The sequence below is a fragment of the Lutimonas vermicola genome (assembly GCF_038433205.1).
GTDB classification, from domain to species: domain Bacteria; phylum Bacteroidota; class Bacteroidia; order Flavobacteriales; family Flavobacteriaceae; genus Lutimonas; species Lutimonas vermicola.
Map to the genome: position 1 here is coordinate 542,481 of NZ_JBCDNA010000002.1, position 14,976 is coordinate 557,456.

General features: G+C 38.7%; 15 protein-coding genes. 9 read left to right on the forward strand and 6 right to left on the reverse strand.

From position 1 onward, the window contains the following. Nucleotides 1–31 precede the first annotated feature (31 nt). Complete coding sequence (locus AABB81_RS09795) at nt 32–859, forward strand: OmpA/MotB family protein (protein ID WP_342160249.1); 828 nt, start codon at nt 32–34, stop codon at nt 857–859. 312 nt (nt 860–1,171) lie between these two features. Here AABB81_RS09795 and nqrF read toward each other — a convergent pair whose 3' ends face one another. From nqrF to AABB81_RS09825, 6 genes are read right to left on the reverse strand one after another with little or no spacing between them, the layout of a single operon-like run. Beyond that, entirely contained in the window at nt 1,172–2,464 is a 1,293-nt protein-coding gene (gene nqrF / locus AABB81_RS09800) for an NADH:ubiquinone reductase (Na(+)-transporting) subunit F (protein ID WP_342160250.1), read from the reverse strand. 21 nt (nt 2,465–2,485) lie between these two features. Further along, nucleotides 2,486–3,103 carry an NADH:ubiquinone reductase (Na(+)-transporting) subunit E gene (gene nqrE, locus AABB81_RS09805; protein WP_342160251.1) on the reverse strand — a complete coding sequence of 206 codons (618 nt, stop codon included), beginning with the start codon at nt 3,101–3,103 and terminating at the stop codon, nt 2,486–2,488. Between the two features lie 46 nt (nt 3,104–3,149). After that, the gene (locus tag AABB81_RS09810) at nt 3,150–3,821 is read right to left on the reverse strand and encodes an NADH:ubiquinone reductase (Na(+)-transporting) subunit D (protein WP_342160252.1); all 672 of its coding nucleotides are present in this window, start codon (nt 3,819–3,821) and stop codon (nt 3,150–3,152) included. After that, on the reverse strand, nt 3,821–4,516 hold the full coding sequence (gene nqrC, locus AABB81_RS09815; RefSeq protein ID WP_342160253.1) for an NADH:ubiquinone reductase (Na(+)-transporting) subunit C: 696 nt from the start codon (nt 4,514–4,516) through the stop codon (nt 3,821–3,823). The genes AABB81_RS09810 and nqrC overlap by 1 nt, the downstream gene beginning before the upstream one ends. Before the next feature lie 2 nt (nt 4,517–4,518). After that, on the reverse strand, nt 4,519–5,661 hold the full coding sequence (locus tag AABB81_RS09820; RefSeq protein ID WP_342160255.1) for an NADH:ubiquinone reductase (Na(+)-transporting) subunit B: 1,143 nt from the start codon (nt 5,659–5,661) through the stop codon (nt 4,519–4,521). Then, nucleotides 5,662–7,008: a Na(+)-translocating NADH-quinone reductase subunit A gene (locus AABB81_RS09825; RefSeq protein ID WP_342160257.1), complete on the reverse strand. Its 1,347-nt coding sequence runs from the start codon at nt 7,006–7,008 to the stop codon at nt 5,662–5,664. Between the two features lie 217 nt (nt 7,009–7,225). Here AABB81_RS09825 and AABB81_RS09830 point away from each other — a divergent pair, with 217 nt between their 5' ends. The 8 genes from AABB81_RS09830 to AABB81_RS09865 all read left to right on the forward strand — a co-directional run bounded on the left by AABB81_RS09830 (nt 7,226) and on the right by AABB81_RS09865 (nt 14,930). Beyond that, on the forward strand, nt 7,226–8,494 hold the full coding sequence (locus AABB81_RS09830) for a type IX secretion system plug protein (protein ID WP_342160259.1): 1,269 nt from the start codon (nt 7,226–7,228) through the stop codon (nt 8,492–8,494). A gap of 189 nt (nt 8,495–8,683) precedes the next feature. Next, a complete protein-coding gene (locus AABB81_RS09835; protein ID WP_342160260.1) occupies nt 8,684–9,076 on the forward strand; it encodes a DUF1572 domain-containing protein in 393 nt (130 codons plus the stop codon). Between the two features lie 277 nt (nt 9,077–9,353). Beyond that, entirely contained in the window at nt 9,354–9,755 is a 402-nt protein-coding gene (mce, locus tag AABB81_RS09840; protein WP_342160261.1) for a methylmalonyl-CoA epimerase, read from the forward strand. A 61-nt stretch (nt 9,756–9,816) separates the two neighbouring features. After that, the gene (locus AABB81_RS09845; RefSeq protein WP_342160262.1) at nt 9,817–11,376 is read left to right on the forward strand and encodes an acyl-CoA carboxylase subunit beta; all 1,560 of its coding nucleotides are present in this window, start codon (nt 9,817–9,819) and stop codon (nt 11,374–11,376) included. A gap of 20 nt (nt 11,377–11,396) precedes the next feature. Next, nucleotides 11,397–11,735, forward strand: a complete 339-nt coding sequence (locus tag AABB81_RS09850) for an OadG family protein (RefSeq protein WP_342160264.1) — start codon at nt 11,397–11,399, stop codon at nt 11,733–11,735. Nucleotides 11,736–11,780: 45 nt separating this feature from the next. After that, the gene (locus tag AABB81_RS09855) at nt 11,781–12,200 is read left to right on the forward strand and encodes an acetyl-CoA carboxylase biotin carboxyl carrier protein (RefSeq protein ID WP_342160266.1); all 420 of its coding nucleotides are present in this window, start codon (nt 11,781–11,783) and stop codon (nt 12,198–12,200) included. Between the two features lie 69 nt (nt 12,201–12,269). Continuing rightward, the gene (locus tag AABB81_RS09860) at nt 12,270–13,595 is read left to right on the forward strand and encodes a sodium ion-translocating decarboxylase subunit beta (RefSeq protein ID WP_342160268.1); all 1,326 of its coding nucleotides are present in this window, start codon (nt 12,270–12,272) and stop codon (nt 13,593–13,595) included. A gap of 63 nt (nt 13,596–13,658) precedes the next feature. Then, nucleotides 13,659–14,930, forward strand: coding sequence for an acetyl-CoA hydrolase/transferase family protein (locus tag AABB81_RS09865; protein ID WP_342160269.1), 1,272 nt, complete (start codon nt 13,659–13,661; stop codon nt 14,928–14,930). Nucleotides 14,931–14,976: the final 46 nt, after the last annotated feature.

The window sequence follows — 14,976 nt, forward strand, 5'->3', positions numbered from 1 at the left end:
TTTTGTTTATAAATTAAATTCTATTCAAATTATGAAAAAATTATTTTTTGGAGCCCTGTTTTTATCGGTTCTATTAACATCTTGTGTTTCAAACAAAAAATATGCGGATCTGGAAACACAGCACAACAAAACAAAACAGGATCTGGTAGATGCAAAAGCTGATTTACAATCTTGTTTGGTGGATAAAGATCACTTGATGGAATTAAACAGTTCATTAAAAGAAGACAAAGCACGTTCTTTGCAACAAGTAGAAAATTTAACTGTATTAACTCAATCTTCATCTGATAATATCAAAGAAGTTATTGCTCAGTTAAGTGAAAAAGATAAATACATCAATGGAGTTCGTGATGCAATGACGAAAAAAGATTCGATCAATTTAGCGCTGGCTTTCCAATTGAAAAAAGATCTTGCAGATGGTATACAGGATGAAGACATTCAAATTGAAGTAGAAAAAACTGTAGTTTATATTTCAATTGCTGACAAAATGTTGTTTAAGAGCGGAAGCGCGATAGTATCTGATAGAGCAAAAGAAGTTCTTGGAAAAGTGGCAACGGTAGTAAACAGCAAACCTGAAATGGAAGTTCAGGTTGAAGGTTATACAGACAATGTGCCGATCAGTACCAATAACATGAAAGACAACTGGGACCTTAGTGTAGCCAGAGCTACTTCAGTAGTGAGGGTACTTCAAAACGATTTTGAGGTTGCCCCAAGCAGGTTAATTGCTGCCGGTAGAAGTGAATATGTTCCTTTAGCCTCAAATGATACGGCAGAAGGAAGATCTACAAACAGAAGAACCAGAATTGTTATTTTACCTAAATTAGAAGAGTTCTTCGATATTCTGGAACAGAAACCCGAATAGATTGAATTTACCGAATGATAAAATAAAATCCCGCCAATGGCGGGATTTTTTTATGCCATACTTTTTTTATGGTATGGAATCAGCCGTTCAATCTGCGTATGTATAGATTAGGCCGTGCAGACATTTAAAGACTGCCCACTACCCCTATAATACATAAAACATAGTTCTAACTGTTCTAATGCGATTTATCGCTCTAACGACATAGCTTTTTACCGAAGGCAGGCTAAAAGCAGGCTTGCTTGTAATTGCTTTTAGAAATATAAAATCCCGCCATAAGCGGGATTTTATATCGTTTATACAATGATCATTAAATTAACCACCGAAGTCATCAAATCTAATATTCTCATCTGCCATACCAAAATCTTCACCCATTTTCTGAACAGCCTGGTTCATCATAGGCGGGCCACAGAAATACAATTCCAGATCCTCAGGTGCTTCATGCTTAGAAAGGTACTGGTCTATCACAGCCTGATGCACAAAACCTAAGAAACCATCTCCTTCTGTGTCATCTATATCCTTCATAACTTTCCAGTTATCATCTTCTGTTGGTTCTGAAAGTACTATGTAAAATTTGAAATTAGGGAATTCTTTTTCCAGGTCTCTGAAATGATCAGTATAAAATAACTCTCTTTTTGATCTTCCGCCGTACCAGTAGGTTACTTTTCTGTCTGTTTTAAGTGTTTTAAACAGATGATAAAGGTGCGATCTCATCGGAGCCATACCTGCACCACCACCTACGTAAAGCATCTCTGAGTCAGACTCATTGATAAAGAATTCACCATAAGGACCTGAAACAATCACTTTCTCACCAGGTTTTTTACTAAAAATAAACGATGAAGCAATTCCAGGGTTAACATTTGCCCAGCTGTTCTTAGCCCTATCCCATGGTGGGGTAGCGATACGCACATTCAACATGATATTTCTTCCCTCTGCAGGGTAAGAAGCCATGGAATAAGCTCTTTCAACAGTTTCAGAATTCTTCATTTTAAGAGGCCAAAGGTCAAATTTATCCCATTCTAGTTTAAACTTTTCAGGTTCTCCAGGATGTTCTTTTGGATGTGCCGTAATATCAATATCTTGAAAACTAACCTCAGTTGAAGGAATTTCAATTTGAATATAGCCCCCGGCCTTATAATCCATATCCTCTGGTAATTCTACTACAAACTCCTTAATAAAGGAAGCCACATTATAATTGGATTTTACAGTTGCTTCAAACTTCTTGATTCCAAATATTTCTTCCGGAATTGTAATTTCCATATCTTCTTTTATCTTCACCTGGCAACCCAAGCGGGCACCGGCAGCCAGTTCCTTTCTCGTAAAGTTTGGCACTTCTGTCGGAAGCGGTTCTCCTCCACCCTTTAGCACATGACATTCACACTGTAAACAAGTACCTCCCCCTCCACAAGCTGAAGGCAAAAATATCTTTGCGTTACTCAAAGTTGTCAATAGGGTGTTACCGGTTTCTACTTCAATTTCCTTTTGTCCGTTAATCAAAAGTTTTACCTTACCTGAAGGAAGCAATTTAGCTTTTGCTACAAGTAAAACGGTTACTAAGATGAGTATTAACACTAATGAAAATACGATACTTGCTACGATTGGATTCATTATCTCTACGATCTTAACTTATTATAATTTTATTCCTGAAAAACTCATGAAAGCAATGGCCATCAGGCCTGTAATTACAAACGTAATTCCCAATCCTTTCAACGGCTTAGGAACATTTGAATAGGCTATTTTCTCTCTGATAGAAGCAATAGCAACAATGGCAAGAAACCATCCGATGCCCGAGCCTAAACCATAGACGGCTGATTCGGTCACAGTGGTAAAATTCTTTTGCTGCATAAACAAAGATCCTCCTAAAATTGCACAGTTTACCGCAATCAAAGGAAGAAATATACCTAAAGCACTATATAGTGCCGGAGCAAATCGCTCTACTATCATTTCTACCAATTGTACCATTGAGGCGATCACTGCGATGAACATAATAAAGCTTAAGAAACTCAAGTCTATAGATTCATATTCAGGTCCTAGCCACACCAAAGCGCCTTCTTTCAAAATATAAGTATCCAACAAATAATTGGCAGGTACAGTGATTATCAGTACAAAAATTACCGCAGCCCCTAATCCAACCGCTGTTTTTACGGTTTTTGAAACAGCCAGATAAGAACACATCCCCAGAAAATAGGCAAACACCATATTATCTATGAATATGCTTCTAACAAACAAACTTACTAATGCTTCCATGTTTTATTTTTTTACTCCTTTATGACAAAAGGCTTATAATTTTATTTTATTCTTCTATCAGTTTTCTGTTCCTAGACCTTTGGAACCAAATCAAAATACCTACGGTAATGAGCGCCATCGGGGCCAACATCATAAATCCGTTGTTTTCGTACCCATAATGATATAAGCCTGTCGATTCAGCTATAGTCTTTCCTTTATGTCCTAAAACTTCATAACCCATTAATTTTCCAGAACCGAAAAGCTCTCTGAAAAAAGATACAATGATCAAAATGACCGCATATCCTATCGTATTTCCAATCCCATCAAGAATCGATTTCCAAGGCCCGTTAGCCAAAGCAAATGCCTCAAATCGACCCATAATGATACAGTTCGTAATGATCAGCCCAACAAATACTGATAACTGTTTGCTAACATCATAAGAATATGCCTTTAAAACCTGATCAACCAGGATCACCAAGAAGGCCACGATCAGTAACTGAACGATAATTCTAATCCTGTTAGGAATAAGGTTCCTCAATAATGAAACGATCAGGTTACCAAAAACAAGTACAAACATCACTGCCAATGACATCACTATCGCTGCCTTTAATTGCACCGTAATTGCCAATGCCGAACATATACCCAATACCTGTACTGTTACTGGGTTATCATCGTTTAAAGGGTCAATCAATAACCTTTTGTTCTTTTGCGAAAACAAAGCTTCTTTTTCTGCCATCATTAATTATTTTTAAAGTATGGTAAATAGTTTGCTAATCTCTCTTCGACCATATCAGAAACCCCGTCTGAAGTAATTGTTCCTCCGGAAATGGCATCCACAGCATGAATATCTCCTGCCTTAGCACCTCCTTTAACCGCTGTCACTGATACAAAATTATTATTTTCGTCGAATATTTTCTTTCCAATATACTGGTCCTCATACCAGGACTGATTAATTTCAGCACCAAGACCAGCAGTTTCACCTGCATGGTCAAATGAAGCTCCAACAATAGTATTTTTATCACTATCCAAGGCCAAATAACCCCAGATTTCCTTCCAAAGCCCGGCTCCGAATAGTGGGATTACATAAAATGTCTTCCCATCTTTCTCAGCGATATACAATGGAAAAGCCTGCTCTTCCTTAGGTTTCTTGGTTTCCTTCATCAATTCGATCTTAAAGGCATCGACATCTTGGTTCACCGAACCATCTGAATTAAGCGCCAATTCCTGCTTCACATATCCTGAAAACTGCTCGCTGGCCTCTTTTCGGCTTACGTTGATACCGATAGTCGATAAAATGTTTTGCATCTTTTCCTGCCTTACATTTTCAGCCTGAAGCGGCTTGAGCGTTGTTGCTGTAAAAGCAAGCGCAGCAGCTACTACTACAACCATGACAACGGCAAAAATAAAGGTGTAACTATTACTATTTCTATCCATAACTATGCGTTAACTTTTTGTAATCTCTTTTTTCGTCTTTTTATATTTCCTTCAACAACATAATGATCAATTGTCGGTGCAAAGACGTTCATCAACAAAATGGCCATCATCATTCCTTCGGGTAATGTCGGGTTGACCACCCTGATCAGAATTGCAAATATTCCTATTAAGAAACCATATATCCATTTCCCTTTTGTGGTTTGAGCTGCCGATACCGGATCTGTTGCCATAAACACCAAACCAAATGCAAACCCGCCAGCCAATAAATGCTGCCACCATGGAAAATTCAATAATTCATTGGTTTCACTTCCAATGGCATTAAACAGAAGCCCCATAAGGGCGGCTCCCAATAAACAGGAAATCATGATTCTCCAGCTGGCAATACCAGTAAACAGCAATAAAGCCGCTCCTATCAAGATCATGAGCACCGAGGTTTCACCCACTGAGCCGGGAACATATCCCATAAACATATCAAACCAACTGTATGCTGGAGTTGTTCCTCCGGCAAGTGATCCTAGAATTGTTTCCCCGGAAACACCATCAGCAACTGAATCTGCGACCCAAACTGTATTTCCAGACATATAAGGAGCATAAGAAAATAATGCAAAAGCCCTTGCAACAAGTGCAGGGTTAAGAATATTCATTCCAGTTCCTCCAAAGGCCTCTTTACCAAGAATAACGGCAAATATAACCGACAAAGCCAGCATCCAAAGAGGCAGGTCAATCGGCATGATCATGGGAATAAGCAATCCTGTCACCAAATAACCTTCATTAACATCGTGTCCTCTGAAAACGGCATAAGCAAATTCAATACCGAGACCCACTCCGTAAGAGACTATGATCATTGGCATAAAACGAATAGCGCCAAAAATAAAATAGTCCCAGAATTCCTTTCCATCACCCATATTCTGGTAACCTACGTTCCACATCCCGAAAATCAGGGCCGGCAATAAAGCAATGACCACAGTAATCATTACACGTTTCAGGTCAATTCCATCCCTGATATGTGCTCCGTATTTTGTAGTGTGATTAGGTACAAAAAGGAAAGTATCTATTCCGTTAAAAGCCGGTGCGTATTTTTCAAATTTACCCCCTTTGTCAAAATTGGGTTTGATTTTGTCTAATTGTTTTCTTAAAAAATTCATCTAGCCTACTTCTTTAATCATTAAATCTAATCCTTCACGAATAATTTCCTGAGCTTCGATCTTGGATGTGCTTATAAAGTCGATCAATGCAAAATCTTCAGGAGCTACTTCATAGATTCCCAAATTCTCCATTTTTTCTATATCCTGAATCATGGTTGCCTTAAGCAACTGCATAGGATAAATATCCATGGGGAAAACCCTTTCCATTTCACCTGTAATCACAAAAGCCCTCTCTTCTCCATTGAGATTAGTATCGAGGTCATATTCTTTATTGGGCGATAACCAAGACAGAAATGTTCTGCTCATGCTGAATTTGTGATTTCCAATAAAAGGCATCCATCCAAAAAATTCATGATGATCACCTTCGGGAATAACACATACTAAGTCATCGTAAAACCCAAGAGAGCCTTGCAGGCTAACAGCAGTTCCGGTCAACGGATTCCCACTAATGATTCTATTTTTCCCTGATTTTAATTTTCCTGCTACAATATCACTGATTTGGGATCCCTGAATAACCGCATAATACTGAGGACCGTCAACCTGACTGCCTGCAAGGGCAATCACTTTGGTTGGATTGTATTTTCCACTGAGAAAAAGACTTCCAATGGCAGCAACATTCTGAGGATGAACTACCCACACCCTTTCTCCAGAATTGATAGGATCTATTTTTGCTATCTGAACACCCACATTACCTGCCGGATGTTTACCGGTTACCTTATGCAATTCTACTCCGTTGATATTGTCAAAAAAGCTTTCCGATGCTCCAACTGATAAGTGCACCTTTCCTTCTGTCAACTTGGATAAAGCATCAATTCCCGCCTGAAATTGCTTCTTTCTTCCTTCAAGAGTCACAACATGGGATGCAGCAAGAGGTGCAGTGCTGTAGGCTGAAATAAAAATGGCCTTAGGGCTGTCTGACGGGTTGGCAACCACATCATAAGGGCGTTGTTTGATCATGGGCCAGCAGCCACTTTCCAACAGTAATTCCTTTATCTGGGGTCCAGCTAATTTGCCTGGTGTCTTGGCGCCAAAATCAACATAAGTGTCTTTATCATCAGCGCTAATTTTAATCGATAAAAGTTTCCTTTTTGCTCCTCGAACTATTTCTGTAACCTCTCCACTTACCGGAGAAGAAAATTTTATCTTTTCATTACTTTTTGAAAAGAACACTGCATCTCCAACCTTGACCTTATCTCCAACTTTTACAGCCAGTTTTGGTACTATTCCGTGAAATTCTGATGGATTTACAGCAAAAGTTTTTGATCGATTCGCCGTGGATATTTCGTGAGTGGCTCCTCCTTTGAGCTTAATATTCAAGCCCTTTTTAATTTTAATGTCTGTAGACATACCTTTGCTTAATTAAAATTTATTTTCCTAAGACACCATTTTCATGGCCTTTAATGGGAAAAATCAATTGTTTCTTAATCGAGTGCAAATTTAATAATTAATATTTTATAGATTAGCATTTAATTAACATTTATTTGGATTCAATCAATGATCTTATTTTTGTTTACTTATCGTGCTAAAAAAGTAAGCAAAAACTAGACAACACCTTACAAAACAGATGCCTATAAACGATTCGTTCTTTAAAACTTTGCTTGTTGCCGGTCTTTTTTCACTGTGTTGCCTTAATTTAAATGCTCAGCAGAATAATATCATCCTGCCTCCCGCGAACATCAAAACTATAGAGTTTAAACCTCAAAAACCAGAGGCCTATGCCCCTATCGTAAAACTGGGTGAAAAACTCATTTTAAGCTTTGATGATATCAATTCAGAAGAAAGGATCTATTCTTATCGCCTCGATCACTGTGATTACAACTGGCAAAAATCAAATCTGTCTTCAACTGAGTTTATGACAGGCTATGCAACGGATAGAATTAGAAAATATCAAAATTCATTTAATACGCTGCAGTATTACACGCATTACGAACTTCAAATCCCCAATGAAAGCAACAGGATTAAAATAAGTGGTAACTATTTGATCAGTATTCTTGATGATTACGGAAAGGTATTATTCACGCGAAGATTCATCATATACCAGCCAAAAGTAAACGTGGCCGTAACAGCTCATCGAAGCACTAATCCTGCAGTAATTAACGAAAAACATAGTATTCAGTTCAGGATTGATCACCCGAACCTGCTTTTAAATGATCCCAATCGAGAGATCAAAGTCGATGTTTACCAAAATAATGACTGGAACTCGGTGATCAAGGGCATCAAACCCAAATTTACCAGAGGGAAACAGCTTTTGTATAATTATATAGATGGTATTTCTTTTTGGGCAGGTAACGAATACCTTTATTTTGACACCAAGGAAATCAGAAACGCAACGAATAATATTTTTAAAACCCGTTTGGACAATATCTTTAATACTTTTCTCTATGTCAATGAAGCAAGGGGAAACAGACCTTATTCATTCTACCCGGATATCAATGGGAATTTTGTGTTAAGGACACTGGATGCGGAGAACGTATCGTTAGAAGGAGATTATTCGCTGGTACATTTTGGGTTAGTTTATAAAGAGAACTTTGAACAGGAAGACATCTACATCTACGGTAGTTTCAATGATTGGCAAATCTCAGAAGAAAACAGAATGACTTATAATGAAGTCTCAGGCCGGTATGAAGCAGCCATTCTTTTTAAACAAGGTTTTTATAATTATACTTATGTTTCGGTGAATAAAAACAACATGATAGACCCTTATAAGGTTGAAGGTTCGTTTTACCAAACCGAAAATGAGTACACCGTTATCGTTTATTACAGGAAATTTGGCGCCCGGTATGACCAGGCCATAGGTTTAGGATCGACTAATTCACAGAAATTACTAAATTAGAATGCTAAAAGAACCACCTGACTTTAATTGTTTGGCATGTTAAGGATGTTTATTTAAGGACTCAAAGGATTAAAAATCACCACTGACCAGATTCAAATGCTTATTACTAAAGAAATAGCGCGACATGTGAGAGAAGTTCATTTTGGAAGCAACTGGACTGATTCCTGTCTGAAAGACTAACTGAAAGATGTGAACTGGGTGGAAGCCACTACGCAGCTGTATGAATTAAACTCCATCTCATGCCTTGCATACCATATGAATTACTATATCGTTGCCGTCTCAAAAGTATTGCAAAATCAATCTTTAGTTGCCAAAGATAAAGACAGTTTTAAACTACCCCCAATAACATCTCAGGTAGATTGGGACAATCTGCTGCAGAAAATCTGGGATGATGCTGAAAAATTTGCCGAATTGATCGAAAATTTTCCCGAAGAGAATTTGTTCAAAGATATGGCCGATAAAAAATATGGGAGTTTTTACCGAAATTTTCAAGGTATTATAGAACACTTTCATTACCATCTTGGCCAAATAGCCCTGATCAAAAAAATCATCAGAGAGAAAAGTCATTTTGCGAATTCTTGAAAGAATTGATAAAATAAGTATAAAACTTCCTCTTTGTAGACTGAAAAAAAGTTGAATTAGCGCTTGCTAAAAATTCAATGAAAATTAGAATTTATCCAGAATAATTTTAATCCCGGGGCTAATCATATTGAGAATCAGAAAATAATTTTCATTCTTTTTAAAAAATTTATAACATGTCAGGGCTGTTTAACATGTAATGATATCCGTCATGTTTTGAAGCTTTTGTTATGAATAATTTTGCATGGCATTTTAAACACAATCAACAAAACTCACGAAAATGAATATCAGTCACATCGAACACATCGGAATCGCCGTAAAAAGCATTGAAGAATCAAGAAAATATTACGAAGAAGTTTTAGGCCTTTCGTGCTATGCTGTTGAAGAAGTAAAGGACCAAAAAGTTAAAACTGCCTTTTTTAAGGTTGGTGATACAAAAATTGAATTGCTTGAAAGTACATCTCCTGATGGTCCAATTGGAAAATTCATTGAAAAAAAAGGAGAAGGAATGCATCATATCGCCTTTGCAGTGCCTAATGCAACAGAGGCCCTTAAAAACCTTTCCAAGAAAGGGGTCCAACTGGTGGATAAAGTTTCCAGAGATGGTGCAGAAGGGTTAAAGATAGGATTCCTTCATCCAAGATCTACTCATGGAGTACTCACCGAACTTTGCTCGAAGTAAGAAACTACGCTTACAGTTAAAAAGGAAATTAAACAATTAGATTCCAATTAAATTAAATCCCATGGTCAATCAGACAAAAATTAATGAACTCATTGAAAAAAGAGCTAAAGCCAAATTAGGTGGTGGAGAAAAAAGAATCGACTCTCAACACGCAAAAGGCAAGTTGACAGCCCGTGAAAGAATAGATTTACTGCTCGATGATGATAGTTTTGAAGAATTCGACATGTTCGTAACCCACAGAACCAAATCGTTTGGGCTTGACAAACAAAAATTCCTTTCTGATGGTGTTATCACAGGTCATGGTACTATCGACGGAAGAATCGTTTACGTGTTTTCACAAGACTTTACCGTTTTTGGAGGGTCACTTTCTGAAACATATGCCTTGAAAATTTGTAAAATTATGGATATGGCCATGAAGATAGGGGCTCCGGTCATTGGCTTAAATGACAGTGGTGGTGCCAGGATTCAGGAAGGGGTAAGATCTCTTGCCGGATATGCCGAGATCTTCCAGCGAAATATAATGGCTTCCGGAGTTATTCCCCAAATCTCATCTATTCTGGGACCATGTGCAGGGGGAGCAGTATACTCTCCGGCACTTACTGATTTTACCATTATGACCGATCAAACCAGTTATATGTTTGTAACCGGCCCTAAAGTGGTGGAAACCGTAACAGGAGAAGTAGTAACAACCGAAGAATTAGGAGGCGCACATATCCACTCTACCAAATCAGGTGTGTCACATTTCTTAGCAGATAATGATGAGGAAAACATTTTACTGGTCAGAAAATTAATGAGTTATTTACCTTCAAATAATCTTGAAGATCCACCAATCATCAAATGTAAAGACCCCATAGACAGGCTTGAGGATGCATTGAATGAATTTATTCCCGAAAACCCCAACCAGCCCTACGACATGGTAGATGTAATTTCTTCAATTACCGACCGGGGCGAGTTTATGGAAGTCCACCGAAATTATGCCAGAAACATAGTTGTGGGGTTTGGTCGTTTTAATGGCCGACCCGTTGGAATTGTGGCAAACCAGCCTAAATATTACGCCGGTGTACTTGACATCGAAGCTTCAAGGAAAGCAGCGCGTTTCGTTCGCTTTTGTGACGCCTTCAACATACCCATAGTCACTCTTGTCGATGTGCCAGGTTTCCTTCCGGGAACAGGCCAGGAATATGGCGGTATTATCCTACATGGTGCCAAATTACTATTTGCTTATGGGGAGGCTACGGTTCCAAAAGTGACCATCACCCTGCGCAAGTCTTATGGTGGAGCTCATGACGTCATGAGTTGCAAGCAACTTAGAGGTGACATCAACTACGCATGGCCAACGGCAGAAATTGCGGTCATGGGAGCCAAAGGTGCCGTTGAGGTTCTTGAAGGAAGAAACATCAATAAAATTGATGATGATCAGGAAAAAAGAGATTACATCTCTCAAAAAGAAGACGAATACACAAAAAAATTCGCCAATCCTTATGAGGCAGCAAAATATGGCTTTATTGATGATGTTATAGAACCAAGGAATACACGTTTCAGAATCATCAGGGCCCTGGAGTTATTAGCGAATAAGAAAGAGGTCAATCCTCCAAAGAAACATTCAAATATTCCATTATAATGATACTGAGCATTTTTCTAATGACACAAATAAAAGAGGGTTATCTGATCCTTTTTTCAGGATTGATCATAGTTTTTACTGCTTTATTGATCCTTTCACTGTTCTTTAAGTTTGGATTGCCAGTGATGCTTTATACCTATAAAATCATCACAAAAGGTCCTGATAAAAAAATCAAGGACATCTCCATTGCCTCCAATAAAAAGTTTACCGGTGAAGAAGCTGCCGTCATAGCGGCAACGATTCAAATATATCTTAGCGAGCAGCATGATTTTGAGAATCCGATATTGACTATTAAAAAGGCTGAAAAGTCATATTCTCCTTGGAGTTCCAAAATTTATGGCGTACAAAATAAGTTGTAATACCCACCTTATTATTTGACTTGAAAAACCAGAAAACCAAAAAAAATGAAATCATTTAAATTCAAAGTACACGAAAATAATTACCATGTTACTCTCTTGTCACACGAAGGAAATACTATTGAGCTAGAGGTCAATGGAACAAAATATGAAGTACAGCTCCAGGAGGAGGTTAAAACCACCAAAACACCAACTTTGGTAAGATCAGCTTCGAAAAGACCGGTTGAACCACTCAAGGTTAATCCTTCTTCCAAAAAGACAAAAATTCTGGCTCCTATCCCCGGATCCATACTCATGGTGGATGTTAAAGTGGGTGATAGCGTGAAAGTTGGTGATCGTTTGGTTCAGTTGGAAGCCATGAAGATGGAAAATAACATCACTTCTGAAAAAGCAGGTAAGATTACTGCTGTGCTTGTGAGTGTTGGACAAAAAGTTTTACAAAACGAAGTGATGATTGAACTTGAATAAATGCGATATAAAGACTCCAGGGTCTTGCAAAAGGTTAATAAATCATTTATTCACAGAAAAGAAAGAACAATGAAAAAATTATTTATCGTATTTGGATCCCTCGCCTTGCTCCTGCTCTTACAACCTATATTGAGCATTGGAAGCCTTGCAGAGCCCATAGAGATTGCATCGATTGACGGAATCTCCCAAAGCCTGGACAATGAACTGGATTCAACTGTTTCAGGAGCCTTCACCGGATTAAAGAGGTTTTACAATTTCACGGGGTTTGCCAATGCCACATCCGGTAACCTGATCATGATTTTGATCGGGATTATCTTTATTTACCTCGGTATCAAATACGATTATGAACCCTTATTGCTGATTCCTATCGGAGCCGGTGTTATTATTGGAAATATTCCTTTTGTACCTGGTAATCAAACAGGGATCTACGAAAGCGGGTCAGTATTGAATTATTTATACTTTGGTGTTGTAAAGGGAATCTACCCTCCCTTGATATTTTTAGGCATCGGAGCGATGACCGATTTTTCTTCCCTCATCGCCAACCCGAAACTAATGCTGCTGGGGGCAGCTGCGCAGATCGGGGTGTTCGCGACTTTTATGGGTGCCCTTTATCTCGGTTTCAATTTACCCGAAGCAGGTGCCATAGGAATTATTGGTGGTGCAGACGGACCAACGGCCATCTTCCTTTCCTCAAAACTAGCCAACGGCATTAATATTTTGGCCGATGGAACAACGGTTAAAAACCTGATCGGGCCTATAGCCATTGCCGCATATTCTTATATGGCTCTTGTACCGGTTATTCAACCTCCATTGATGAGATTATTGATCTCGAAAGAAGATCGAAAAATAAGGATGAAACCCCCAAGAGCGGTTTCCCAAAAGGAGAAAATGATCTTTCCTGTTGTCGCATTATTATTGACTACCTTTATATCGCCCAGTGCATTACCATTATTAGGTATGTTGTTCTTTGGCAATTTATTAAAAGAATCAGGACGAACCGAGCGGCTGGCCGATACGGCAAGAACCAAACTTATTGATATTGTCACGATTCTTCTGGGTGTCACGGTCGGAGCATCTACTCAGGCCGATATTTTTATCACGAAAGACTCTCTGCTTATTTTTGGTTTGGGAGCCATCTCCTTTGTTATTGCAACAATGGGAGGTTTGCTTTTTGCAAAATTTATGAACCGATTCTTAAAAGGAGACAACAAAATAAACCCTCTAATTGGTGCTGCCGGGGTTTCGGCTGTTCCCGACAGCGCAAGGGTTGTTCACGCTGAGGCATTAAAATCAGATCCTCATAATTACCTGTTGATGCATGCCATGGCGCCTAATGTTTCGGGTGTAATCGGATCAGCTATAGCAGCAGGTATCATATTAAGCTTTTTATCGTAAGACATAACAGAAAAACAATATTTATCACTACAAAATATATATCAAATGAAAATCCCCAATATTATGACAGCACAAGAAGCTGTTAAATTGATCAAATCAGGAAACAGGGTATTAATCCAGGGAGGTGCCGCAACCCCGCAAGCTTTGGTGAAGGCAATGGTTGAAAGAGGCCCGGAATTAAAAGGCGTCGAAATTGTCCATTTGCATACTGAAGGCGAATGTGGATATACCTCTTTAGAGTTAAAAGACAGTTTTCATACCAATGCTTTTTTTATTGGGGGAAACATTAGAAATATGATCGGTATAACTGCCGACTATATTCCTATTTTTCTAAGTGATATTCCAAGTTTATTCCGTCAGGGTTATATGGATCTTGATGTGGTCCTTGTCAACGTATCACACCCCGATAAACACGGGTTTTGTTCCTTGGGAGTATCAGTTGATATCGTGATTTCTGCCATTGAAAAAGGTAAAAAAGTAATTGCGCAGATCAACAAAAACATGCCCAGAACCTTTGGAGACGGCATCGTTCATCTCAACAATTTTGATGCCTGCGTTATGGTTGATGAAGAAATACATGAAATGAAATTTGTTGCGCCAACTGATGCTGAAAAAAGAATTGGGAAAAATATAGCCGAGATTATTGAAGATGGATCTACCTTACAAATGGGTATAGGCGGAATCCCAAATGCGGTGCTAACTTATCTTGACAATCATAAAAATCTTGGTGTCCATACGGAGATGTTTTCAGAAGGTATTGTTGATTTGGTTGAAAAAGGTGTTGTCAATGGCGCCAAGAAAAAAGTTAACCCCTACAAAATAGTTTCTGGTTTTGCCATGGGTACCCGAAGGCTTTATGATTTTATGGATGACAACGCCGAAATTGAAATGCGGGATATAGCCTACGTCAATGATACCGCTATTATCAGGCAGAATCCAAAAGTTACCGCCATCAACTCTGCCATTGAAATCGATATGACCGGCCAGGTATGTGCAGATTCGATTGGTTTGAGGATGTTCTCAGGCGTGGGAGGTCAAATGGACTTTATGCGCGGAGCAGCCTTGTCAAAAGGAGGAAAACCAATTATCGCCATCACCTCGACAACAGCAAAAGGATTTTCTAAGATTGTTCCTTCCTTGAAACCGGGAGCCGGAGTTGTAACCACCAGGGCACATGCCAGGTTCGTTGCGACTGAATACGGAGTCGCAGAGTTGTTTGGAAAAAATTTGAGACAAAGAGCATGCGCCTTGAGAGACGTTGCCCATCCTGATCATCGTGAATCATTGGACAAAGCAATTCATGAAAGGTTTTCAGGCTCTGTCGTGAGCATTTAATGATTAAATTTATGGTGCTGAATAATAAAATTAAATTGTAGAAAAT

What these genes read in the sequence shown, in the direction of transcription:
- AABB81_RS09795 (WP_342160249.1), top strand. Translation starts at nt 32, where the DNA reads ATGAAAAAATTATTTTTTGGAGCCCTGTTTTTATCGGTTCTATTAACA.
- nqrF (WP_342160250.1), bottom strand. Translation starts at nt 2,464, where the DNA reads ATGAATCCAATCGTAGCAAGTATCGTATTTTCATTAGTGTTAATACTC.
- nqrE (WP_342160251.1), bottom strand. Translation starts at nt 3,103, where the DNA reads ATGGAAGCATTAGTAAGTTTGTTTGTTAGAAGCATATTCATAGATAAT.
- AABB81_RS09810 (WP_342160252.1), bottom strand. Translation starts at nt 3,821, where the DNA reads ATGATGGCAGAAAAAGAAGCTTTGTTTTCGCAAAAGAACAAAAGGTTA.
- nqrC (WP_342160253.1), bottom strand. Translation starts at nt 4,516, where the DNA reads ATGGATAGAAATAGTAATAGTTACACCTTTATTTTTGCCGTTGTCATG.
- AABB81_RS09820 (WP_342160255.1), bottom strand. Translation starts at nt 5,661, where the DNA reads ATGAATTTTTTAAGAAAACAATTAGACAAAATCAAACCCAATTTTGAC.
- AABB81_RS09825 (WP_342160257.1), bottom strand. Translation starts at nt 7,008, where the DNA reads ATGTCTACAGACATTAAAATTAAAAAGGGCTTGAATATTAAGCTCAAA.
- AABB81_RS09830 (WP_342160259.1), top strand. Translation starts at nt 7,226, where the DNA reads ATGCCTATAAACGATTCGTTCTTTAAAACTTTGCTTGTTGCCGGTCTT.
- mce (WP_342160261.1), top strand. Translation starts at nt 9,354, where the DNA reads ATGAATATCAGTCACATCGAACACATCGGAATCGCCGTAAAAAGCATT.
- AABB81_RS09845 (WP_342160262.1), top strand. Translation starts at nt 9,817, where the DNA reads ATGGTCAATCAGACAAAAATTAATGAACTCATTGAAAAAAGAGCTAAA.
- AABB81_RS09850 (WP_342160264.1), top strand. Translation starts at nt 11,397, where the DNA reads ATGACACAAATAAAAGAGGGTTATCTGATCCTTTTTTCAGGATTGATC.
- AABB81_RS09855 (WP_342160266.1), top strand. Translation starts at nt 11,781, where the DNA reads ATGAAATCATTTAAATTCAAAGTACACGAAAATAATTACCATGTTACT.
- AABB81_RS09860 (WP_342160268.1), top strand. Translation starts at nt 12,270, where the DNA reads ATGAAAAAATTATTTATCGTATTTGGATCCCTCGCCTTGCTCCTGCTC.
- AABB81_RS09865 (WP_342160269.1), top strand. Translation starts at nt 13,659, where the DNA reads ATGACAGCACAAGAAGCTGTTAAATTGATCAAATCAGGAAACAGGGTA.